Origin of the sequence: Thalassobaculum fulvum (assembly GCF_014652915.1) — a bacterium.
Classification (GTDB): domain Bacteria; phylum Pseudomonadota; class Alphaproteobacteria; order Thalassobaculales; family Thalassobaculaceae; genus Thalassobaculum_A; species Thalassobaculum_A fulvum.
The window spans coordinates 131,903-153,144 of record NZ_BMZS01000001.1; the positions used below are offsets into that span (position 1 = coordinate 131,903).

The following is a 21,242-nucleotide window of genomic DNA, read 5'->3' on the forward strand; positions in this document are numbered from 1 at the left end:
GTCGATGACCGCCCCGTCGCGTCTCGCCGCCCCCTCCGACCCGGTGGAGGCGGTGCTGCGCCGGCTGTCGGTGGCGTTCGCCGTGTTCGGCGGCCTGCTGCTGGCCGGCGGCGCCCTGCTGACGGTGGTGAGCGTGACCGGGCGTTACCTGTTCTCGTCGCCGATCGCCGGCGACGTCGAGCTGGTCGAACTCGGCGCCGGGGCGGCAATCTCCGCGTTCCTGCCGTACTGCCAGCTGCGCGGCGGCAACGTGATCGTCGACTTCTTCACCGGCGGCCTGTCCGAGCGCGGGCGACGACGCCTCGACGCGGTGCACGCCCTGGTGTTCGCGTTCTGCGCCGGGCTGGTGGCCTGGCGGATGACGCTCGGCGGCCTCGACACCTACCTGACCAACGACGAGACCATGGTGCTCGGCGTGCCGGTCTGGATCAGCTACGTGGTGATGGTGCCGGCCTTCGGGCTGCTGTGCCTGGTCTGCCTGCACGGCGCCGCGATCCGGCTGCTGCCCGGTGGCGACCCCGGTGGCACCCCCGGGGTCGATGCGGCGGAGTCGGCGCGATGAGCGGCATCGAGCTCGGCCTCGCGGTGTTCGGCGGGATGCTGGCGCTGATGGCGCTGCGGATGCCGATCGGCGTCGCGATGATGGTCGCCGGCGGCGGCGGCTTCGCGCTGATCGCCGGCTGGATCCCGCTGATCGCCCAGCTGAAGTCCAGCGCCTACTACCTGTTCTCCAGCTATTCGCTGACCGTGATCCCGCTGTTCCTGCTGATGGGGCAGTTCGCCACCAAGTCCGGCCTGTCGCGCGGCCTGTTCGGTGCCGCCAACGCCTGGCTGGGGCATCGGCCGGGCGGGATCGCGATGGCCGCCATCGGCGGCTGCGGCCTGTTCGGGGCGATCTGCGGATCCTCGCTGGCGACCGCCGCTACCATGGGCCAAGTGGCACTACCGGAGCTGAAGCGGTATAACTACTCGGGAGCGCTATCGACGGGAGCCCTTGCTGCGGGCGGGACTCTGGGGATTCTGATCCCGCCGTCGGTCATACTCGTGATCTACGCGATCCTGACCGAGCAGAACATCGCGAAGATGTTTCTGGCGGCCTTCGTACCGGGCATCCTGGCCGCCCTCGGCTATCTGCTGGCGATCGCCGTCTACGTCAGGCTGTACCCCGAGGAAGGCCCGGCCGGGCCCGAGCATCCGCTGCGCGAGAAGCTGCGGTCGCTGGTCGACATCTGGCCGGCCATGCTGATCTTCGTGCTGGTGATCGGCGGCATCTACACCGGCGTGTTCACGCCGACCGAGGCGGCGGCGTTCGGCGCGGTCGCGACCGGGCTGCTGGCGGCGGTCAAGGAAGGCATGGGCTGGCAGGGCCTGAAGGAATGCCTGCTGGGTGCCGCCGAGGCCTCGGCGATGATCTTCCTGATCCTGTTCGGGGCCGAGCTGTTCAACGGCTTCCTGGCGCTGACCCGCATGCCCGACACCCTGGCCGGGCTTATCGGCGGCAGCGGACTGCCGCCGCTGATGGTGCTGGCGGCCATGCTGGTGCTCTACCTGGTGCTCGGCTGCGTCATGGACAGCCTGTCGATGATCCTGCTGACCATCCCGATCTTCTTCCCGATCATCATGGCGCTGGATTTCGGCCTGACGCCGGAGGGCACGGCCATCTGGTTCGGGGTGATCGCGCTGGTGGTCGTGGAGGTCGGGCTGATCACCCCGCCGGTCGGGATGAACGTGTTCATCATCAACTCGATGGCGCGCGACGTCCCGATGCTCGAGAGCTTCCGCGGGGTCCTGCCATTCCTGATCTCCGACGGCATCCGGGTGGTGGCGCTGATCGCCTTCCCGCCGCTGACCCTCTGGCTGGTGCGGCTCCTGGGCTGACGACCCGGCCAGCGGCAGCTATTCCGCGGCGGCTATTCCGCGGCGGCTATTCCGCTGCCGCCCGGGCCGACCGGGCGGCGCGGGCGCGCACCGCGGCGGCGAACGCCTGGAACAGTGCCCGGTCGACGCCGGCGCACGGCCGCGGCCATTCGGGATGCCACTGCACCCCCAGTGCGAAGCCCGGCGCCTCGGCGATCGAGATCGCCTCGACCACGCCGTCCGGGGCAGTCGCCTCGACCCGGACCCGCGGGCCCGGCCGGTCGACGCCCTGGCCGTGCAGCGAGTTGACCAGGTGCGGGCCCGGCCCGGCGATGCGTTCCAGCAGCCCGCCCGGCGTCGGCGCGATCGGATGGGCCTTGCGGTACTGCCAGTCGAACGGGACGTCCCGCCGCATCCGGTGGTCGAGCTTCGCGGGGTCGTCCTGGATCCGCTGCACCAGGGTGCCGCCGAACGCCACGTTCATCTCCTGCACGCCGCGGCAGAGCCCCAGGAGCGGCACGCCGGCGGCCACCGCCGCCCGGATTAGCGGCAGGGTCACGGCGTCGCGCGCCGGGTCGTGTTCCGCGGGATTCTCGGCGGGAGTGCCAAGGTAGTGCTCGGGATGCACGTTCGAGGGACTGCCGGTCAGGAGAATCCCGTCGAGCCGCCGGACCAGCACCTCGGGATGGATTCCCGCCGGCAGCGCCGGGATCATGACCGGGCAGGCGCCGACCTCGTCGACGATCACCGTGACGTATTTCTCGGTGACCTTCTGGTAGGCGTGCGAATCGGTCTCGATCCGGCAGGCGGTGACTCCGATCAACGGCAGCCCAAGGTCGGTCATGCTGGCTCCACTCCCCCGGCCGGCCCAGTTCCCCGGCGTGGGGCCAGACTACGCCGGACCGCCGGCGGTCCGCCACCGGCGGTCCGGCAACACTGCATTCCCGCCGCGGCGACGGAGGTCGTTCAGCGCCCGACCTCGTCGCCGGGCTTGTCGAAGGCCTTCGGCCGGAACAGCTCGTTGGGGATCGAGACCCCGAACTCCGGGTCGAGCAGGGCGACCTTCACCGAGACCTGCTGGGCGTCGACGATGATCCACTGCTTGAGCTGCAACGGCTTGTCCTGGAACGCCAGGGTCACGTAGCCGTGTTCGGGGTGCTCGCGCTGCCGGACCGTCAGCCGCAGGACGTTGGCCTCCTTGCGGACGCCGTCGACGATCAGCTTGTCGTCGAACCGGACGTCGTCGTCGACCAGCACGCTGAGCGGCGAGGTGAAGAGCGGGATCTGGTTGGTCTGCTTGAGCTCAAGATCCTGGTACGTAATAAGAATTCCGTCCGATGTAATGAGTATCGGCGAAGGTGGATCGTACTCGAACCGCATGTGGCCGGGGCGCCGCAGCCAGACCGTCCCCTTGGCCACGTTGCCGGTCGAGCTGGCCTGCAGGAAGGTCGAGCGCATCGAGGTGATGCTGTTGAAGTATTTCTCGACCCGCGCGATGTCGGCGCGGTCCTCGGCGCTCAGGGAGGCGGCCGAAGCGGTCGCGGACAGGGTCACGGAAGCGGCGCCGGCCAGCAGGCCGGCGGCGATCGCGATGCCCGAGAGGGCGGATGTCAGGGTGCGCAGCATGTGCCTCATGTGCCCCCGGCGGCCGGCCGGATCAAGCGGCGTTTTGCGGGCGGTCGCGTGGCGCTCCCGCGGCAGACGACGCTCCGGCCGCGGGGCTCAGCGCTCGGAGTGGTCGCCGACCAGCACCTCGCGCTTGCCGACGTGGTTGGCCTGGCTGACCACGCCCTCGCTCTCCATGCGCTCGACCAGGGTGGCGGCGCGGTTGTAGCCGATCTTCAGGTGGCGCTGGATGAACGACGTCGAGCACTTGCCCTCGCGCGCCACGACCGCCACCGCCTGGTCGTACAGGTCGTCGCCGGACGAGCCGCCGGCCTCGCCGCCGCCGAAGCCGAGCGGGTCGCCGAGGCCGTCGTCGTCCTCGGTGATGCTGTCGTCGTATTCCGGCTCGCCCTGGGTCTTCAGGTGGCGCACCACGTCCTCGACTTCCTCGTCCGAGCAGAACGGGCCGTGCACGCGGGTGATCCGGCCGCCGCCGGCCATGTACAGCATGTCGCCCTGGCCGAGCAGCTGTTCCGCCCCCTGCTCGCCGAGGATCGTGCGGCTGTCGATCTTGGAGGTGACCTGGAAGCTGATCCGGGTCGGGAAGTTGGCCTTGATGGTGCCGGTGATGACGTCGACCGAGGGCCGCTGGGTCGCCATGATGACGTGGATGCCGGCGGCCCGCGCCATCTGCGCCAGCCGCTGCACCGCGCCCTCGATGTCCTTGCCGGCCACCAGCATCAGGTCGGCGACCTCGTCGATCACCACCACGATGAACGGCAGCGGCGTCAGGTCGAGCGGCTCCTCCTCGAACACCGGCTTGCCGGTGTCGGCGTCGAAGCCGGTCTGCACCCGGCGCTTCAGCACCTCGCCCTTCTTGATCGCCTCGGCGATGCGGGCGTTGTAGCCCTCGATGTTGCGCACCCCGAGCTTCGACATCGCCCGGTAGCGGCTCTCCATCTCGCGCACCGTCCACTTCAGCGCGACCACCGCCTTCTTCGGGTCGGTCACGACCGGCGACAGCAGGTGCGGGATGCCGTCGTACACCGACAGCTCCAGCATCTTCGGGTCGATCATGATGAAGCGGCAGCGTTCCGGCGGCAGCCGGTACAGCAGCGACAGGATCATGGTGTTGACCGCCACCGACTTGCCGGAGCCGGTGGTGCCGGCGATCAGCAGGTGCGGCATGCGGGCCAGGTCGACCGCCACCGGCGCGCCGCCGATGTCCTTGCCGAGCGCGATCGTCAGCTTGCCGCCACTGCCGGCGTAGGAGTCGGATTCCAGGATCTCGCGCAGGTACACGGTCTCGCGCCGGCTGTTCGGCAGCTCGATGCCGATGACGTTGCGGCCCGGCACCACGGCGACCCGCACCGACACCGCGCTCATCGAACGGGCGATGTCGTCGGACAGGCCGATCACCCGCGACGACTTGGTGCCGGGCGCCGGCTCCAGTTCGTACAGGGTGACCACCGGGCCGTAGCGGACCTTGCCGATGGTGCCCTTGACCCCGAAGTCCTGGAGCACCGATTCCAGCATCCGGGCGTTCTGCTCGAGCGAATCCTCGTCCGGCCCGTGGCCGGCGGCCGGCGGGTCGGTCAGCAGGTCGAGCGCCGGATAGTCGTAGTCGCCGGTCGGGCCGAGATCCAGGGACCGCTGGCCGGAGCTCGACGGCCGCGCCGGGCGGGCCGGCTTCTCGACCCGCTTGGCCGCCCGCTGCGCCGCCCGGACCGCAGCCGCCGGGGCCTCGTCGGAGTCGTCCTCGACCGGGCGCGGCGCGACGACACGCCCTCGGGCCGGCCGGTCCTCGACCTCGAACGGTGACCCGTCCCGATCCGCGTCCCCATCGTCCTCGGACACCGGCCCGCGACGCAGCCGGGGCTCGCGCCGGGCCTCGCGGCCGCGGGCCAGCGCGCGTGCCCCGAGCTCGGCACCGAGGCGCGCCCCGGCCCCGGCGCCGCGCCAGCCCAGCCGGGCGCCGCGGCCGGCCTGGCCGCCGGCGCCGCGGCCCAGGGTCCAGAGCCCGACCGCCGCCTCGCGCAGGCCGTAGCCGACGCACCACAGCGCCAGCCCGGTCGCCAGCAGCCCGGCCAGGACCGCCACCGGGACGATGCCGCCGACCGGCTCGAGATACGGCATCAGCCGGCCGGCCGGCTGCAGGATCAGCTGTCCGAGAAACCCGCCCAGGCCGGCCCGCAGCGGCCAGGTCGGCGGCACCGGCGCGGCGGCGGCAGCCAGGGTCGCGAAGGCCAGCGCCGGCGGCAGCAGGACGACCCGCAGGGCCGGCCGGCCGATCGCCTCGTGGCGCAGCATCCGCCAGCCCCAGACCGCCGGCAGCAGCACCAGCAGCGCACTGGCCACGCCCAGCGACTGCAGCAGCAGGTCGGCGACCACCGCGCCCGCCAGGCCGAGCGGGTTGGCGACGTCGCGGCCGGCCGCGGCGCCGGCGGTGTTGAGCGACGGATCGGCGGCATCGAAGCCGACCAGCGCCACGGCCAGCGCCGCCGCCAGCGCCACAAGCGCCACGCCGGCGATCTCGGCCGCGCGCCGCTTCAGGTAGCGGCTCGCCACGTCCGGCAACAGGGTTCTCGTCTGGCCTCGACTGCTGGCACGCGCCATGGTTCCGCCGTCCCCGTCCCGGCACGACACCTTCCCCGACCGCGGGGGCGCGCCGTATCGGTTTTGTTCCAATCCGGGATATACTCTATACGACAGGGTATTAGCGGGCAACCTTCAGCCGCCGAGTAAGCATTCGACGATCGAGTCGCCGGCCCCCCTGCCATGACCGCAAGAAAACGGGCCCGGAGGCAAGCCGCCGGGCCCGAGTCGAGGGAGAGTGGAGGGCCCGTGCCGGCCCCTGGCGGAGCCGGCACGGGCCGTCAGGTTCAGATGGTCTGGGAGCCGCGCCCGAACTCGGGGTACGCCTCCAGGCCGCACTCGGCACGGTCGAGGCCCATGTCCTCGTCCTCCTCGCTCGGCCGCAGGCCCATCACGGTCTTCAGGACCAGCCAGACGACGCCGCTGGTGACCAGCATGAACACGCCGACCGCCACGATGCCGATGATCTGGTTCACGAAGCTGGCGTCGCCGTTCGAGAACGCCACGGCGATGGTCCCCCAGATGCCGCACACCAGGTGCACCGGGATCGCACCGACCACGTCGTCGATCTTCAGCTTGTCCAGGGTCGGGACCGCGAACACGACCAGCAGGCCGCCGACCGCGCCGACGAAGACCGCCATGCCGACCGACGGGGCCAGCGGCTCGGCGGTGATCGCCACCAGGCCGCCCAGCGCGCCGTTCAGCGCCATGGTCAGGTCGACCTTCTTGTACATGATCGAGGTCAGGATCACCGCGACCACCACGCCGGCCGCGGCCGCGATGTTGGTGTTCACGTAGATCGCCGCGATCGACACGATGTCGGCCGCCGATCCCATGGCCAGCTGCGAGCCGCCGTTGAAACCGAACCAGCCGAGCCACAGGATGAAGGTCCCGAGGGTCGCCAGCGGCAGGTTCGAGCCCGGCATCGGGTTCACCGAGCCGTCCTTGTTGAACTTGCCGCGCCGCGCCCCGAGGATGACGGCGCCGGTGAGGGCCGCCCAGCCGCCGACCGAGTGCACGATGGTCGAGCCGGCGAAGTCCAGGAAGCCGAGCTCGCTCAGCCAGCCGCCGCCCCAGCTCCAGGAACCCTGGATCGGGTACAGCACGCCGGTCAGCACCACCGTGAAGATCAGGAACGGCAGCAGCTTGATGCGCTCGGCCAGCGTGCCCGACACGATCGAGGCGGCGGTCGCCACGAACACCATCTGGAAGAACCAGTCGGAGGCCGCGGCATAGGCCGACTCGTCGGCATTGAACACGAAGCCGTCCGCGGTCACCTGGGCGTCGGCCGCCGACCATGGGCTCGGCGTCCCGAAGTAGCCGCCGTCGACGCCGGAGTACATCAGGTTGTAGCCGATGATCCAGTACAGCAGGCCGGCGATCGAATAGAGGGCGATGTTCTTGGTGCACTGCATCGCGGTGTTCTTGGACCGGACCAGCCCGGCCTCGAGCATCGCGAAGCCGGCGGCCATCCACATCACCAGGAAGCCGTGCAGCAGGAAGGAGAGGCTGTTCAGGATGTAGACCGTCTCCGGGTCAACCGCGGCGGATGCCGTGTGCGCGAAGCCGATGGTCGCTGCACTGGTGGCGAACGCCAGAAGGCTGAAGGTCGTGAACTTCTTCATCGTAGGTTTCCCCCGCCTTGTCTCAGAGCGCGTCCGCATCGGTCTCGCCGGTGCGGATCCGCACCGCCTGCGACACGTCGAGCACGAAGATCTTTCCGTCGCCGATCCGGCCGGTGTTCGCCGCCTTCTGGATGGCTTCCACCACCGGCGTCACCAGGTCGTCGCCGACCACCACCTCGACCTTCACCTTCGGCAGGAAGTTCACCGAGTACTCGGCGCCCCGGTAGATTTCCGTCTGACCCTTCTGCCGGCCGAACCCCTTGACCTCGCTGACCGTCAGTCCCTGGATCCCCAGGGCGGTGAGCGACTCGCGGACCTCGTCGAGCTTGAAGGGCTTGATAATGGCCATGACCAGTTTCATGTCGCCAACCCTCGCGCGATTGCGTGTTCCCCAAAGATCCGAGCGGCGTCCGGGCGACCCCGATTTCCCCCCAGGACTGCCCGCGCGCCGCGCGGATCACCCGCACTCGGCGGGCCTGCGGTCCCATCATCAAGAAGCGTGCCGTTTATGCCGCAATGCAATAACCTTCGTTGAATCAATGATGTAACAAGAGATTCCACAGGCGCCGCCAAAGTTGCACCGGTTTATTTGCCTGTTTTATCGGCACAATCCGCAAAGTGCCTATGAAGTGTGCAGTCGGCCCGCGACCCGATGCCGCTTGCCCCGTAAGCTCGGTCCGCTAGTGTCTAGCCGCAGCGAAACATCGGCGGGAGCGGACGGCATGCAACGGGCGGATGCGGTGATCGCGGGGGCGGCGCTGTCGGGCCTGTCGGTCGCGCTGGCCCTGGCCGAGGCCGGGCTCGAGGTGGTGATCGTCGACCGCACCGACCCGCGCGCCGCAGTCGCGGGGGACGGAGACATCCGGACCACGGCGATCTCGCTGTCGTCGCGGCGCCTGCTGACCGCGCTCGGGGCCTGGGACGCGGTCGCCGACCGCGCCGAGCCGATCCTGGACATCCGGGTCTCCGACGGCGATTCGCCGATCCACCTGCACTACGACCACCGGACGGTCGGCGACGAGCCGATGGGCCACATCATCGTCAACAACGACCTGAAGAAGGCGCTGCTCGACCGCCTGGCGACGTTCCCGGGCGTCACCATCGCGCCGCCGGGCGCGATCGCCGAACTGGCGATCACGCCGGGCGCCGCCAGCCTCGTCCTGGCCGACGGCCGGCGGCTCTCCGGCGCGGTCGTGGTCGGCGCCGACGGCCGGGAATCGGCGGTGCGCGCGCTCGCCGGCCTCAGGGTCACCCGCCTGCCCTACCGGCAGTCGAGCATCGTCGACACCATCGGCCACGACCGGCCGCACCACGGCCTGGCGCACGAGCGCTTCCTGCCCGGCGGCCCGGTCGCGCTGCTGCCGCTGTCCGGCAACCGCTCGGCCCTGGTGTGGACCGAACGCACCGCGGTCGCCGAGCGGATCGCAAGGCTCGACGACGACGCGTTCGCGGCGGCGCTGACCGAACGGTTCGGCGATTCCTTCGGCACCCTGCGGCCGCTCGGGCCGCGCCGGGTGTTCCCGCTGGAACTGGTGGTGGCCGAGCGCTTCGTGGCGGAGCGGGTGGCCCTGGTCGGCGATGCCGCCCACGCCATGCACCCGGTCGCCGGCCAGGGCTTCAATCTCGGCCTGCGCGACGTCGCCGCCCTGGCCGAGGTGATGGCCGACGCGGTCCGGCTCGGCCTCGACCCGGGCTCGGCCACGGTGCTGCGGGACTACCAGCGCCGCCGGCGGTTCGACGCCGCCAGCCTGATGGCCTCGACCGATGGGCTGGTCCGGCTGTTCTCCAACGACATCGGCCCGGTGCGCGGGGTCCGCGACCTCGGCCTCGGCGTGGTCGAGCGGATCCCCCCGTTCAAGCGGATGGCGATCCGGCACGCCATGGGCACCCTCGGCACCCTGCCCCGGCTGCTGCGCGGCGAACCGGTCTGAACGGGCGCGACGCGATGCTCGGTAACCTCCTGCTGGTCGCGATCGGGAGCGCCGTCGGCGGCGTCGGACGCTACGCCGTAGGCCTGCTGCTGCCCTACGACCCGACCGGTCCGAGCCTGCCGATCGCCACCCTGCTGGTGAACCTGTCCGGCTCGCTGGCGATCGGGCTGATCTCCGGCCTCGCCATGCCCGGCGGCATCCTGGCCTCGGTGCCGAGCCTCAACCTGTTCATGACCGCCGGCATCCTCGGCGGCTTCACGACGTTCTCGGCGTTCAGCGAGCAGACCGCCCAGATGCTGGCCGAGGGCGAGCCGTTCCTGGTCGTCACCTACGCCACCATGCTGGTCTGGGGATGCGTCGCGTCCGCCGCCATCGGCCTGTACCTCGGCACCCGGATCTGAGCGTCGGAGTCGCTCAGCCGTCCCGGCTCAGCCCCTTGGCCGCGAGCTCGGCGGCGTAGGCGGCCAGCATCGCGTCGCCCTCGGTCCCGAGCTTGTGCAGGTACCGCCAGGTATAGATGCCGGAGGAATGGCCGTCGTCGAAGCCGATCCGCACCGCGTAGTTGCCGACCGGCTCGACCGAGACGATCGCCACCCCCGCCTTGCCGGCGACCAGCGTCTTGCTGCCGGCGCCATGGCCCTGGACCTCGGCCGACGGGCTCTCGACCCGCAGCAGCTCGGCCGGGATGGTTAGCGCCGGCCCGTCCTGGAAGCCGACGGTCAGGCTGCGGCGGTCGCCGGCGACCCGGATCTCGGTCGGCCAGTGCGGCGTGTCGAAGCGGTCGTCGGTCGGGCTCATCGTCCGTCACCTGGTTGTTGGCCGTCCCCCGGCTGGCCGTCCCCCGGCTGGCCGTCCCCCGGCTGGCCGTCCCCCGGGTGATCTTCCCCCGGCTGGTCGTCCAGCGAGCGCGCCTCCTCGACCAGCATGATCGGCACCCCGTCGCGGATCGGGAACGCCAGCCGGGCGGTCTCGCTGATCAGCTCGCCGGCCGCGCGGTCGTAGACCAGCTGGCGCTTGCTGACCGGGCAGACCAGGATCTCCAGCAGCTTCGGGTCGACGGTGCTGCCGCCGGCGGGCCGCCGGCCCGAACCGGCCGCGGTCTCAGTGTCGGACATGATCGTCTCCCTGCTCGCGGCCCGCCGCCGCCATGTCCAGCAGCGCCGCCAGCATCGCGCTGCGGTCCGCCAGGGTCGGGCACTCCAGCAGCCCCTGCTTCTCGCCGGGCTCGAACGGGCAGATCATCGCCAGCGTGGTCACCAGCCGCTCGTCCGGGGTCGCCCGGATGCTGTTCCAGTCGGCCTTGATGCCCTGAACGGCGAAATAACGCTTCAACCGCTCGATCAGCGCGTCCCGGTCGAGCTCGACCGCCGGCGGCGGCGCCAGGTCGTCGCGGAACCGTCCCCAGTCGACCTGGGCCCGGCGGTAGCCGCGCATCGACGCGATCTCGCCGAGGATGGCGAACCGGCAGACCCCGGTCAGGGTGATCAGGAAGCGCCCGTCGTCGGTCTCGGCGAACTGGCTGATCCGGCCGGCGCAGCCGACCTCGTACAGTTCGGGAGCCTCGGCCGGGTCGTCCGCCCGGCGCGGCTGGATCATGCCGATCAGCCGGCCGGCGCCCAGCGCGTCCTGGGTCATCGCCAGATAACGCGGCTCGAAGATGTTCAGCGGCAGCTTGCCGCGCGGCAGCAGCAGCACCCCGCTCAACGGGAACACCGGCAATGTCGCCGGGAGTTCCTCGAACCGGGAACTGAAGGGGGAATCCTGCATGCCGCGCCGGGCGCCGATCCCGCCGTCAGGAGAACAGCAGAGACGCGAGGCGGCGGCGCGCCGCCACCGTGTTCGGGTCGGTCGGGCCGAGCGCCTCGAAATACTTGAGGAGCTGCTTGCGCGCCGCTTCCTCCTGCCATTTGCGGTCGATCCGGATGCTCTCGAGCAGCTGGTCGAGCGCCGCCTCGGCCTCGCCGGTCGCGTACAGCGCCGACGCCAGGTCCAGGCGGGCCTGATGGTCCTTCGGGTCGGCCTCGATGCGGGCCCGCAGCCCGGCGACCTCGCCGGCCGCCTTGGCCCCCTGCTCCGACAGCTCGATCTGGGTCACCACCGCCTGGATCGCCTTGTCGGCCCGGATCGTGTCGTCCAGCGCCTCGAGCACCTCCTTGGCCTCGGCGGCCCGGCCGTCGGCGATCAGGCACTTCAGGAAGCCGGCATAGGCGAGCGCGTTCTCCGGATCGTGCTGCATCACCTGCTGGTACACGGCGCCGGCCGACCGGTGGTCGCCCTGCTCGAGCAGCGCGTCGGCCTGCTCCATGGCCTGGGCGACCGGCGAGTGCGAGGCGGCGCCGCCGGTCAGGCGGTCGATCAGCTGCTGGATCTGGCTCTCCGGCACCGCGCCCTGGAAGCCGTCCACCGGCTGGCCGTTCTTGAAGGCATAGACCGTCGGGATCGACTGGATGCGCAGCTGCTGGGCGATCTCCGGGCACTCGTCGACGTTGACCTTGACCAGCTTGACCGCCCCGGCGGCGTTGCGCACCACCCGCTCCAGCACCGGCGTCAGCTGCTTGCACGGCCCGCACCACGGGGCCCAGAAATCCACCAGGACCGGCGTCTGCATCGACGCGTCCACCACGTCGGCCATGAAGGTCGCGGTGGTGGCGTCCTTGATCGTGCCGGCGGGTGCCGCCGCCGGTGCGGCGGCGCTGCCATCGAGCCCCAGAATCGATTCCATCGGTGCTTCCCTCGCTCTCGGTCAGGATAATGTAAAGCCGGCGGTCGCCCAGACAAGCCGCGCCCCCGGAACGGCTGCGGTGCCGGCCGCTTTCGTGCCCACCGGGTTCAGCCGGCGGTGGCCGGGTCGAGGTCCATGACCCGCGGCGTGTGGCCGCAGGACTCCACGAACCGGACCAGGTCCTCCGGCGACACCGCGATCGTCGTGGTGTTCACCAGCGGGTGGTAGTTCAGCGGCCGGTGCCCGAGCATCGCCCCGTCGAGGATGACCTCGACCTCGACCGCGGTGTCGTTGATCAGCGCGAACGGCGACACCGCCCCGGGAACGACGCCCAGCACCCGCATCAGCCGGTCGGCGCTGCCGAACGACAGCCGGACGCCGCCCAGCAGGGCGCCCAGCGCCTTCAGGTCGATCGGCCGGTCCTCCAGGCACACCACCAGCCACATCGCGCCCTTGCGGTCGCGCAGGAACAGGTTCTTGCAGTGGCCGCCCGGCAGGTCGCCGCGCAGCGCCTTGGAGTCCTCGACCGTGAACAGCGGCGGATGGTCGTGCCGGGTGTACCCGATCCCCAGTTCGTCCAGGCGGGCGAGCAGGGTCTCCGGGCTGGTGGGCAGCTCGGCTTCGGGGCTGGTCGCGGGGTCGGACATGGCTCGGCCTCGTGCGGTGGGCGCGATTTCTCGGCGGCGCCGTCTCTCGATCGGCGCGCCCGGTTGTAGCCAACCGCCGTCCGGAAGGGAAGACTTGCACCCCCGGCCCCGGAACCTGGCGGGAACTCCTTGCAATCACTGGAAAAGCCCGCCGGCTGCCACCGCAAAAATTTTCTTACGAGACCGCTTGCATTCGGCAAACTCGACGGTATTATCCGCGGCCTCGACGCCGTCTACGGACGGAAACGGAGCGCGGGCGTAGCTCAGGGGTAGAGCACAACCTTGCCAAGGTTGGGGTCGTGAGTTCGAATCTCATCGCCCGCTCCAATTTTTCGCACACAAAGACGACGTGACGGCAGGCGCCCTCGGGCCGCTCCCCCCGATCGGTCACGTCCCGAACCGCTCGCGCCAGCCCGCGAGCTGTTCGAGCGTCGCGTTCCCCCCGCACAGCACCAGGCCGAGCGTTCCCGCGCCCCCAGTCCCCGCGCCCCCAGTCCCCGCGCCCCCAGTCCCCGTACCCCCGGTGCGCTCGATCACCCTGCGGGCCGCCGGCACCAGGCAGCCGGCTGCCGGCTCGACCCAGCAGCGCGCCTCCTCGGCCAAGGCCACCGTGCCGGCGACCGCCTCGGCGTCCGACACCACCAGCACGTCCTCCAGCAGCGCCTTGGCGTGCGCCAGGGTCAGCGCCGAGACCACCGGCGCGCCCAGGGTCGAGGAGATCGACGTCGGCCTGATCGGCACCGGCGCACCGGCGGCCAGCGCCCGGGTCATGGCGTCGGCGCCCTCGGTCTCCACCCCCCACACCCGGATCGCCGGGTCGGCGGCCTTCAGGGCCGTCGCCACCCCGGCCGCCAGCGCGCCGCCGCCGATGCTGACCAGAACGTCGGTCAGGCCCGGGGCGTCCGCCGCCATCTCCAGGCCGGCGGTCCCGTGCCCGGCGACGATCACCGGATCGTCGTAGGCGTGAATGTAGGTGAGCCCGCGCGAACGCTGCTCGTCGGCGACCGCGAAAGCGGCGGCGACGTCGGGGGCGACGATCAGCTCGGCGCCGTCGGCCCGCACCCGCGCCTTGGAGCGCTCCGGCGCCGCCGCCGGCATCACGATGGTGGCCGCCAGCCCGATCCGGCGGGCGATCATCGCCATGGCGATCCCGTGATTGCCGCCGCTGACCGTCAGCAGGCCGCGGGCCCGCTCCGCCTCCGACAGCGACAGCACCTTGTTGACGATTCCGCGCGGCTTGAAGCAGCCGGAGTCCTGCAGGGTCTCGAGCTTGAGCGCGACCGGTCGGCCCAGCAGCGCCGACAGCCCGGCACTGGCGACCGTCGGGGTGCGCTGCACGTGGCCGGCGATCGTCCGGGCGGCCCGACGGACGGCATCGGCGGTGACGAGGTCGGTCATGGGCGGGCTCCCGGCGGCAAGGGTCGATCGGCAAGGGTCGATCGGCGAGGGTCGAGGCGGCGAAGGGCGGCGCGACGAAGGGCGGCGCGGCAGTCTAGACCGGATCCGGCGCACGTTCAGCCTTCCGGCCGGCGGCCCACGGTACGGAGCCGCGGCGACCGTCCCCGCCCGGGCGATTGCCGACCGCCGCGACTATCAATATCCTCGGCCGGCGCGTTTACGTTGTTGAGTCGTCTGTCGATTCTCAGAAGGGTGATTGAAGCATGGCCCGTAACCCGTACTGGTCTTCATACTATGCCGGCCTGGCAACCACCCTGATCGCGAACGACGGTACCGCGGCCGCCGGCTTCGGGGCCTCGACCAGCACCTACTACGAGTACGAGGCGTACACCGTCGGATACCTGTCGAGCAGCGACACGCTCGACTTCGTGCCGGTGGCGATGGAGGCGGGCAGCGCCTACACCATCGTGTCCTCCGGCTCGTACCAGACCTCGATCTCGGTGTTCGATTCCCAGGGCTACCTGCACCTGTTCGTGGACGGCGACGACATCGGAGCCACCGACGACTACCCCTACGATTCGATCGTCGCCTTCGAACCGGACAGCGGCGGCACCTACTACGTCATGGTCGGCTACGAGTACGGCAGCTACACCGGCTCCTGGCAGATGCTGATCGCCCGCGACGTCGGCAACGACGGGGTCAACAGCCTGACCGCCACCACGACGACGACGACGACCACGACCACGACGACCAACACCGTGGCCGGGACCGACAGCGGCGACGCGCTGGTCGGCACGTCTGGCGCCGACGTGATGCGCGGCTACGGCGGCGACGACACCGTCACCGGCGGCGACGGCACGGACGTCATCTACGGCAACCAGGGCGTGGACATCCTGAGCGGCGGCGGCGGCGAGGACACCCTGTACGGCGGCCAGAACGGCGGCGAGCTCACCGGCGACCCGGCAGCCTACCGGACCGGGACGGAATGGTTGTACGGGAACGGCGGCAACGACATCCTGTACGGCAATTTCGGGGCCGACGTGATGGACGGCGGCAGCGGCGACGATACCCTGCTGGGCGGCCAGGACGCCGACACCCTCAGCGGCGGCGCCGGCAACGACAGCATCAACGGCAACCGCGGCGACGACCTGATGTACGGCGGCGCCGGCAGCGACCTGTTCGGCGACGCCAGCGGCAACGACACGATCGGCGACTTCTCCTATGCGGATGGCGACCGCATCGTCCAGGGCTCCGCGACCTCGTCGATCGCCGACAGCTCCGGCGGCGCCCTGATCACCTTCCAGAGCGGCAACACCATCACCCTGGTCGGCGTCAGCGCGTCGAGCGTCACGACCGACTACTTCACCTGAGGGACCCGGTCACCCGAGGTCCTGGAGGCACCCGCCGCGCGAGCCGCCGTCCGCGCCCCAAACCGTAAGACTTCCGCCGCTTTCTTGGGTTTCGGCTTTGCGATACCCTCGCCGGGAGTGCGATCGGCGCAGCAAGACGCCGGGGGGAGGACACATGCGCGCCAGGAACGAGACCCAGAAGAGCGAGAAGATCGAGGCGGCCGTCGCCCTGGTCCACGAGCGGCTCCCGGAGGCGAAGGCCGGCATGGCGGAGCGCTTCCTGCGCCAGTTCTACGCCAACGTGGCACCGCAGGACCTGGTGGAGGAGGAGGCCGAGGACCTGTTCGGCGCCGCCATCACGGTCTGGGGGTTCGGCCGCGAGCGCGCGCCCGGCACCCCCAAGGTGCGGGTCTACAATCCGCGCTTCGAGGAGGTCGGCTGGCAGTCGACCCACACGGTCATCGAGATCGTCAACGACGACATGCCGTTCCTGGTGGATTCGGTGACCGCCGCGCTCACCACGATGGACCTGACCGTGCACCTGGTCATCCATCCGATCCTCCGGGTCACCCGCGACGCCAAGGGCATCACCACGGCGCTGGCGGAGTCGGAGACCGCCGAAGCCGGGGCGGTCGCCGAGTCCTTCATGCACCTGCAGGTGTCCGAGCAGACCTCCGCCCGGGCGCTCGAGGAGATCCAGACGACCCTGCTGGCGGTGCTGTCCGACGTGCGCGCCGCGGTCGAGGACTGGCGGGCCATGCGCCAGACCATGCTCGACGTCATCGCCGGGGTCGAGAAGGCCCCGCCGTCGACCATGTCCGGGGGCGACGTCGCGGAGGTCTGCGCCTTCCTGCGCTGGCTCGAGGACAATCACTACACCTTCCTCGGCTACCGCCGGTACGACTATGTCGGCAGCGGCAGCAAGGCGCAGATGGAGGTGACCGCGGGCACCGGCCTCGGCATCCTGCGGTCGCCGGAGGTTCAGGTGTTCGACGGCATGCGGGAGCTCGGCAAGCTGCCGCCGGAAGTCCGCGAGTTCCTGCTCAGCCCGACCCTGCTGCTGATCATGAAGGCCAACCGGGCCTCGACCGTGCACCGGCCGGTGCCGCTCGACTCGATCACCGTCAAGATCATCGAGAAGGGCAAGGTGGTCGGCGAGCACCGGTTCCTCGGCCTGTTCACCTCGGTCGCCTACAACCAGAGCCCGAAGGAGATCCCGCTGCTCCGGCAGCGGGTCGCCAAGCTGGTGGAGCGGGCCGGCTTCCGCCCGGCCAGCCACGACGGCAAGGCGCTGGTCAACATCCTGGAGACGTTCCCGCGCGACGAGCTGTTCCAGGCCGGCGAGGACGAGCTGTACGACATCGCGATCGGCGTGCTGCACCTGCAGGAACGCCAGAAGACCGCGGTGTTCGTGCGCCGGGACGCCTTCGAGCGCTTCGTGTCGGTGCTGGTCTACGTCCCGCGCGATCACTACAACACCCAGCTCCGGCTGGTCTTCCAGGACATCCTGGAACGGGCGTTCAACGGCCAGACCTCGGCCTTCTACACCCAGATGTCGGACTCGGTGCTGGCACGCCTGCAGTTCATCATCGCGACCACCCGCGGCGAGGTGCCGGAGGTCGACGTCGACGACCTGCTGGAGCGGCTGGTCGACGCCGGCCGGTCCTGGCCCGACAAGCTGCACGACGCGCTGGTCGAGACCCGCGGGGAGGAAGCCGCCAACAAGCTGTTCCGCCGCTACGGGCAGGCCTTCCCGACCAGCTACCGCGAATCCTACACGGCACACGCCGCGATCTTCGACATCGACCGGATGGAGGAGCTCGGCGCCGACGGCGACCTCGGCATGAACCTGTACCGGCCGGTCGGGGCCGACGAGGACGTGCTGCACCTCAAGCTGTTCCACCGCGGCTCGCCGGTGCCGCTGTCCGACGTCATGCCGATGCTCGAGAACATGGGCGTGCGGGTGCTGTCGGAAGTGCCGTTCGAGATGGGCGTGCGCGACTGCCCGGACGGGGTCTGGATCCACGACTTCGCCATGCGGCTGCGGTCCGGCGGCGGGATCGACCTCGGCGAGATCAAGCAGCCGTTCCAGGAGGCCTTCGCGGCGGTGTGGAAGCGCCGTATGGAGAACGACGGCTTCAATGCCCTGGTGCTGGGCGCCGGCCTCAACTGGCGCGAGGTCACGGTTGTGCGGGCCTACGCGAAGTACCTGCGGCAGGCCGCCTTCACGTTCTCCCAGGACTACATGGAAGAGACGCTGCGGGCGAACCCGAAGATCGCCCGCCGCCTGGCCCGGCTGTTCATCGCCCGGTTCGACCCCGACCGCGATCTCGGCCAGCGGGTGGCCCGCTGCCGCGAGCTGACGGTGGCGATCGAGGAGGGCCTGGAGCGGGTCGCGAACCTCGACCAGGACCGCATCCTGCGGCGGTTCCTGAACCTGATCCAGTCGACCCTGCGCACCAACTACTTCCAGCCGGCCGCCGACGGCCGGCCCAAGGATTACCTGTCGATCAAGCTCGACAGCCGGGCGGTCGACGAGCTGCCGCTGCCGCGGCCGCATGTCGAGATCTGGGTGTATTCGCCGCGGGTCGAGGCGGTGCACCTGCGCGGCGGCAAAGTGGCGCGCGGCGGCATCCGCTGGTCGGACCGGCGCGAGGACTTCCGGACCGAGATCCTCGGCCTGATGAAGGCCCAGCAGGTCAAGAACGCGGTGATCGTGCCGGTCGGCTCCAAGGGCGGCTTCGTGGTCAAGCATCCGCCGGCCGGCGGCGGCCGCGAGGAGGTCCAGGCCGAGGGCATCGAGTGCTACAAGATCCTGATGCGCGGGATGCTGGACATCACCGACAACATCCAGGGCAGCGACGTGGTGCCGCCGGCGCGCGTAGTGCGCTACGACGACGACGATCCCTACCTGGTGGTCGCCGCCGACAAGGGCACCGCGACCTTCTCGGACATCGCCAACGGGGTCAGCCAGGACTACGGGTTCTGGCTGGACGATGCGTTCGCGTCGGGCGGCTCGGCCGGCTACGACCACAAGAAGATGGGCATCACCGCCCGCGGCGCGTGGGAATCCGTCAAGCGGCACTTCCGCGAGCTCGGCCGCGACATCCAGAGCGAGGATTTCAGCGTGATCGGCGTCGGCGACATGTCCGGCGACGTGTTCGGCAACGGCATGCTGCTGTCCAGGCACATCCGGCTGATCGGCGCGTTCAACCACCTGCACGTGTTCGTCGACCCGGACCCCGACCCGGCCAAGAGCTGGGCCGAGCGCAAGCGGATGTTCGACCTGCCGCGCTCGACCTGGGCCGACTACGACGCCAAGCTGATCTCCAAGGGCGGCGGCGTGTTCGAGCGCAGCGCCAAGTCGATCAAGCTGACCCCCGAGATCAAGGCGGCCTTCGGCCTGAACGTCGACCGCATCACCCCGAACGACCTGATAAGGGCGATGCTGGCGGCCCCGGTCGATCTGCTGTGGTTCGGCGGCATCGGCACCTACGTCAAGGCGTCGCGCGAGACCGCGGCCGAGGCCGGCGACCGGGCCAACGACGCGGTCCGGATCGACGCCCGGCAGCTCCGGGCCAAGGTGGTCGGCGAGGGCGCCAACCTCGGCGTCACCCAGCGCGGCCGCATCGAGTTCGCGTTGCGCGGCGGCCGCCTCAACACCGACGCCATCGACAACTCGGCCGGCGTCGACTGCTCGGACCACGAGGTCAACATCAAGATCCTGCTGGGCTCGGTGGTGGCCGCCGGCGACATGACGCTGAAGCAGCGCGACAACCTGCTGGAGGCGATGACCGACGACGTCGCCCAGCTGGTGCTGCGCGACAACTACGACCAGACCCAGGCGCTGTCGATCGCGGCCTCGCGCGCCGTCGACATGCTGGACGCCCAGTCCTGGCTGATCCGCGAGCTGGAGCGCGGCCACCTCAAGCTCAACCGCGCGATCGAGTTCCTGCCGGACGACGAGACCCTGGCCGAGCGGGCGGCCAGCGGCGCCGGGCTGACCCGGCCGGAGATGGCGGTCCTGCTCGCCTACGCCAAGATGGCGCTGTACGACGAACTGCTGGACAGCGACCTGCCGGACGACCCGCAGCTCGGCGCCGATCTGGCGCTGTACTTCCCGGCACGGCTGCGCGAGAGGCACGCCGACGCGATTCGGGACCACCGGCTGCGCCGCGAGATCATCGCCACCTCGGTGACCAACTCGATGATCAACCGGGTCGGCGCGGCGTTCGTCAACGCCATGCAGGAGCAGACCGGGGCGACGCCGTCCAGCATCGCCCGCGCCTATGCGATCGTGCGCGACGTGTTCGAGCTGCGCGCACTGTGGAGCGGCATCGAGAGCCTCGACAACAAGGTCCCGGCGGCGCTGCAGACCGCGATGCTGCTGGAGATCCAGGCGCTGGTCGAGCGGCTGACCGAGTGGTTCCTGCGCAACGGCCGGCAACCGCTGGACATCGCCGGCCATGTGGCGGAGTTCGGGCCGAGCATCGCCGAGCTCAAGGCCTGCCTCGCCGACGTGCTCGGCCCGCGCGACCGCGACCAGCTCGCGGCGGCCGCCAAGCGGTTCGCCGACAAGGGCGTGCCGCCGGATCTGGCCCACGCCATCGCCTCGCTCGACGTGCTGGCCTCGGCCTGCGACGTGGTGCGGCTGGCGGCGTCGTCCGGGCAGCCGGTCGGGACGGTGGCGGCGGTGTATTTCGGCGTCGGCGCCCGCTTTGCGCTGGACTGGCTGCGCGAGAAGGCCGGCGAGCTGACCGCCAACACCCACTGGCAGAAGCTGGCGGTCGACGCCCTGATCGACGACTTCTTCCTGCACCAGAGCGTGCTGGCGCAGGACGTTCTGGCGCGGGCGGCCGAGAGCACCGGCGAGGACGAGGGCGCCGGCGAGGGTACCGGCCGCAAGCGCCGCAAGCAGGCCGGCAACGGGCCGGACGGCGCGATCGCGGCCTGGGCCGCCGGGCGGCGTGACGGCGTCGACCGGACCGACCGGCTGCTGGCCGACATCCGCGGCACCGACCAGGTCGACCTCGCCATGCTGGCCGTCGCCAACGGCCAGATGCGCAGCCTGCTCGCCCGGTGAGCGAGGACTCCGAGCGACGCCGGTTCGCAGCCGGCGAGCGGCTGGCGTGGCACGTCGACCAGGAGCGTTCCGTGCTGACGGTGACGTGCCGCGGCGGCGTCACCGACGACGACCTGCTGGCGTCGATCCCGCGGATCTGGCACGAGCACCCCGAGGTGATCGCCTGTCATACCCTGGTCGATGCTCGGGAACTGACCAGCGAGGGCGGCTGGTCCTGGTCGGCGCTTCGCGAAATCGCCCGGCGCTGGCGCGAGTATGCGTGCGGCCGCGATCGCGGCCTGCGGATCGCCATCGTGACGACCGACAACTGGGTCGCGATGCTGGCCAGTGCGTTCGTGCTCGACTACCGCGGCCGGCGAATCCGTTGCTTCGACGAGCCGGCGGATGCCCGCCACTGGATCGGACGGCCGTGACGGGCCCGGACGGCACG

At 70.7% G+C, this 21,242-nt stretch carries 17 protein-coding genes, 1 tRNA gene and 1 pseudogene; 8 read left to right on the top strand and 11 right to left on the bottom strand.

Annotated elements, in window-relative coordinates:
• The first annotated feature begins 4 nt into the window (after positions 1-4).
• Both IE246_RS00600 and IE246_RS00605 read left to right on the top strand, forming a co-directional pair.
• Entirely contained in the window at positions 5-562 is a 558-nt protein-coding gene (locus tag IE246_RS00600) for a TRAP transporter small permease (protein ID WP_189986964.1), read from the top strand.
• Complete coding sequence (locus IE246_RS00605; protein WP_189986965.1) at positions 559-1,878, top strand: TRAP transporter large permease; 1,320 nt, start codon at positions 559-561, stop codon at positions 1,876-1,878. The genes IE246_RS00600 and IE246_RS00605 overlap by 4 nt, the downstream gene beginning before the upstream one ends.
• 46 nt (positions 1,879-1,924) lie before the next feature.
• Here the strand turns inward: IE246_RS00605 and IE246_RS00610 are convergent, their stop codons facing one another.
• The 5 genes from IE246_RS00610 to IE246_RS00630 all read right to left on the bottom strand — a co-directional run bounded on the left by IE246_RS00610 (position 1,925) and on the right by IE246_RS00630 (position 8,043).
• Positions 1,925-2,701: a gamma-glutamyl-gamma-aminobutyrate hydrolase family protein gene (locus IE246_RS00610; protein WP_189986966.1), complete on the bottom strand. Its 777-nt coding sequence runs from the start codon at positions 2,699-2,701 to the stop codon at positions 1,925-1,927.
• Positions 2,702-2,823: 122 nt separating this feature from the next.
• On the bottom strand, positions 2,824-3,483 hold the full coding sequence (locus IE246_RS00615; protein ID WP_189986967.1) for a LolA family protein: 660 nt from the start codon (positions 3,481-3,483) through the stop codon (positions 2,824-2,826).
• Between the two features lie 96 nt (positions 3,484-3,579).
• Positions 3,580-6,078, bottom strand: a complete 2,499-nt coding sequence (locus IE246_RS00620) for a DNA translocase FtsK (RefSeq protein WP_189986968.1) — start codon at positions 6,076-6,078, stop codon at positions 3,580-3,582.
• Positions 6,079-6,344: 266 nt separating this feature from the next.
• Entirely contained in the window at positions 6,345-7,682 is a 1,338-nt protein-coding gene (gene amtB / locus IE246_RS00625) for an ammonium transporter AmtB (protein ID WP_189986969.1), read from the bottom strand.
• Between the two features lie 22 nt (positions 7,683-7,704).
• Positions 7,705-8,043: a P-II family nitrogen regulator gene (locus IE246_RS00630; protein WP_189986970.1), complete on the bottom strand. Its 339-nt coding sequence runs from the start codon at positions 8,041-8,043 to the stop codon at positions 7,705-7,707.
• A 361-nt stretch (positions 8,044-8,404) separates the two neighbouring features.
• Here IE246_RS00630 and IE246_RS00635 point away from each other — a divergent pair, with 361 nt between their 5' ends.
• Both IE246_RS00635 and IE246_RS00640 read left to right on the top strand, forming a co-directional pair.
• The gene (locus IE246_RS00635; RefSeq protein WP_189986971.1) at positions 8,405-9,613 is read left to right on the top strand and encodes a UbiH/UbiF/VisC/COQ6 family ubiquinone biosynthesis hydroxylase; all 1,209 of its coding nucleotides are present in this window, start codon (positions 8,405-8,407) and stop codon (positions 9,611-9,613) included.
• Positions 9,614-9,627: 14 nt separating this feature from the next.
• The gene (locus IE246_RS00640; protein ID WP_189986972.1) at positions 9,628-10,014 is read left to right on the top strand and encodes a fluoride efflux transporter FluC; all 387 of its coding nucleotides are present in this window, start codon (positions 9,628-9,630) and stop codon (positions 10,012-10,014) included.
• Between the two features lie 13 nt (positions 10,015-10,027).
• On the opposite strand, the gene IE246_RS00645 is transcribed toward IE246_RS00640, so the two are convergent.
• The 5 genes and pseudogenes from IE246_RS00645 to IE246_RS00665 all read right to left on the bottom strand — a co-directional run bounded on the left by IE246_RS00645 (position 10,028) and on the right by IE246_RS00665 (position 12,982).
• Entirely contained in the window at positions 10,028-10,411 is a 384-nt protein-coding gene (locus IE246_RS00645; RefSeq protein WP_189986973.1) for a gamma-butyrobetaine hydroxylase family protein, read from the bottom strand.
• 95 nt (positions 10,412-10,506) lie between these two features.
• A pseudogene (locus IE246_RS00650) lies at positions 10,507-10,728 on the bottom strand (Trm112 family protein); the annotation flags it as partial.
• Entirely contained in the window at positions 10,715-11,380 is a 666-nt protein-coding gene (locus IE246_RS00655; protein ID WP_189986975.1) for an LON peptidase substrate-binding domain-containing protein, read from the bottom strand. The pseudogene IE246_RS00650 and the gene IE246_RS00655, both read right to left, overlap by 14 nt.
• Before the next feature lie 25 nt (positions 11,381-11,405).
• Positions 11,406-12,335, bottom strand: a complete 930-nt coding sequence (gene trxA, locus IE246_RS00660; RefSeq protein ID WP_189986976.1) for a thioredoxin — start codon at positions 12,333-12,335, stop codon at positions 11,406-11,408.
• Between the two features lie 107 nt (positions 12,336-12,442).
• Positions 12,443-12,982: a prolyl-tRNA synthetase associated domain-containing protein gene (locus tag IE246_RS00665; protein WP_189986977.1), complete on the bottom strand. Its 540-nt coding sequence runs from the start codon at positions 12,980-12,982 to the stop codon at positions 12,443-12,445.
• A gap of 252 nt (positions 12,983-13,234) precedes the next feature.
• Between IE246_RS00665 and IE246_RS00670 the strand changes: the two genes are divergently transcribed.
• Positions 13,235-13,309 (top strand) — tRNA-Gly (locus IE246_RS00670).
• Positions 13,310-13,369: 60 nt separating this feature from the next.
• Here IE246_RS00670 and IE246_RS00675 read toward each other — a convergent pair.
• A complete protein-coding gene (locus IE246_RS00675; RefSeq protein ID WP_189986978.1) occupies positions 13,370-14,380 on the bottom strand; it encodes a threonine ammonia-lyase in 1,011 nt (336 codons plus the stop codon).
• Positions 14,381-14,643: 263 nt separating this feature from the next.
• Between IE246_RS00675 and IE246_RS00680 the strand changes: the two genes are divergently transcribed.
• From IE246_RS00680 to IE246_RS00690, 3 genes are all read left to right on the top strand, one after another.
• Positions 14,644-15,750 (top strand): calcium-binding protein, encoded by a 1,107-nt coding sequence (locus IE246_RS00680; RefSeq protein WP_189986979.1) that lies wholly within the window; start codon positions 14,644-14,646, stop codon positions 15,748-15,750.
• A 154-nt stretch (positions 15,751-15,904) separates the two neighbouring features.
• Positions 15,905-20,812, top strand: a complete 4,908-nt coding sequence (locus IE246_RS00685) for an NAD-glutamate dehydrogenase (RefSeq protein WP_189986980.1) — start codon at positions 15,905-15,907, stop codon at positions 20,810-20,812.
• Positions 20,809-21,225, top strand: coding sequence for an STAS/SEC14 domain-containing protein (locus IE246_RS00690; RefSeq protein ID WP_189986981.1), 417 nt, complete (start codon positions 20,809-20,811; stop codon positions 21,223-21,225). Before IE246_RS00685 ends, IE246_RS00690 begins: the two co-directional genes overlap by 4 nt.
• Positions 21,226-21,242 lie beyond the last annotated feature (17 nt).

Bases quoted from the DNA above. Each gene is read 5' to 3' on its own strand.
- IE246_RS00600 (WP_189986964.1), top strand. From the start codon at position 5: ATGACCGCCCCGTCGCGTCTCGCCGCCCCCTCCGACCCGGTGGAGGCG.
- IE246_RS00605 (WP_189986965.1), top strand. From the start codon at position 559: ATGAGCGGCATCGAGCTCGGCCTCGCGGTGTTCGGCGGGATGCTGGCG.
- IE246_RS00610 (WP_189986966.1), bottom strand. From the start codon at position 2,701: ATGACCGACCTTGGGCTGCCGTTGATCGGAGTCACCGCCTGCCGGATC.
- IE246_RS00615 (WP_189986967.1), bottom strand. From the start codon at position 3,483: ATGCTGCGCACCCTGACATCCGCCCTCTCGGGCATCGCGATCGCCGCC.
- IE246_RS00620 (WP_189986968.1), bottom strand. From the start codon at position 6,078: ATGGCGCGTGCCAGCAGTCGAGGCCAGACGAGAACCCTGTTGCCGGAC.
- amtB (WP_189986969.1), bottom strand. From the start codon at position 7,682: ATGAAGAAGTTCACGACCTTCAGCCTTCTGGCGTTCGCCACCAGTGCA.
- IE246_RS00630 (WP_189986970.1), bottom strand. From the start codon at position 8,043: ATGAAACTGGTCATGGCCATTATCAAGCCCTTCAAGCTCGACGAGGTC.
- IE246_RS00635 (WP_189986971.1), top strand. From the start codon at position 8,405: ATGCAACGGGCGGATGCGGTGATCGCGGGGGCGGCGCTGTCGGGCCTG.
- IE246_RS00640 (WP_189986972.1), top strand. From the start codon at position 9,628: ATGCTCGGTAACCTCCTGCTGGTCGCGATCGGGAGCGCCGTCGGCGGC.
- IE246_RS00645 (WP_189986973.1), bottom strand. From the start codon at position 10,411: ATGAGCCCGACCGACGACCGCTTCGACACGCCGCACTGGCCGACCGAG.
- IE246_RS00655 (WP_189986975.1), bottom strand. From the start codon at position 11,380: ATGCAGGATTCCCCCTTCAGTTCCCGGTTCGAGGAACTCCCGGCGACA.
- trxA (WP_189986976.1), bottom strand. From the start codon at position 12,335: ATGGAATCGATTCTGGGGCTCGATGGCAGCGCCGCCGCACCGGCGGCG.
- IE246_RS00665 (WP_189986977.1), bottom strand. From the start codon at position 12,982: ATGTCCGACCCCGCGACCAGCCCCGAAGCCGAGCTGCCCACCAGCCCG.
- IE246_RS00675 (WP_189986978.1), bottom strand. From the start codon at position 14,380: ATGACCGACCTCGTCACCGCCGATGCCGTCCGTCGGGCCGCCCGGACG.
- IE246_RS00680 (WP_189986979.1), top strand. From the start codon at position 14,644: ATGGCCCGTAACCCGTACTGGTCTTCATACTATGCCGGCCTGGCAACC.
- IE246_RS00685 (WP_189986980.1), top strand. From the start codon at position 15,905: ATGCGCGCCAGGAACGAGACCCAGAAGAGCGAGAAGATCGAGGCGGCC.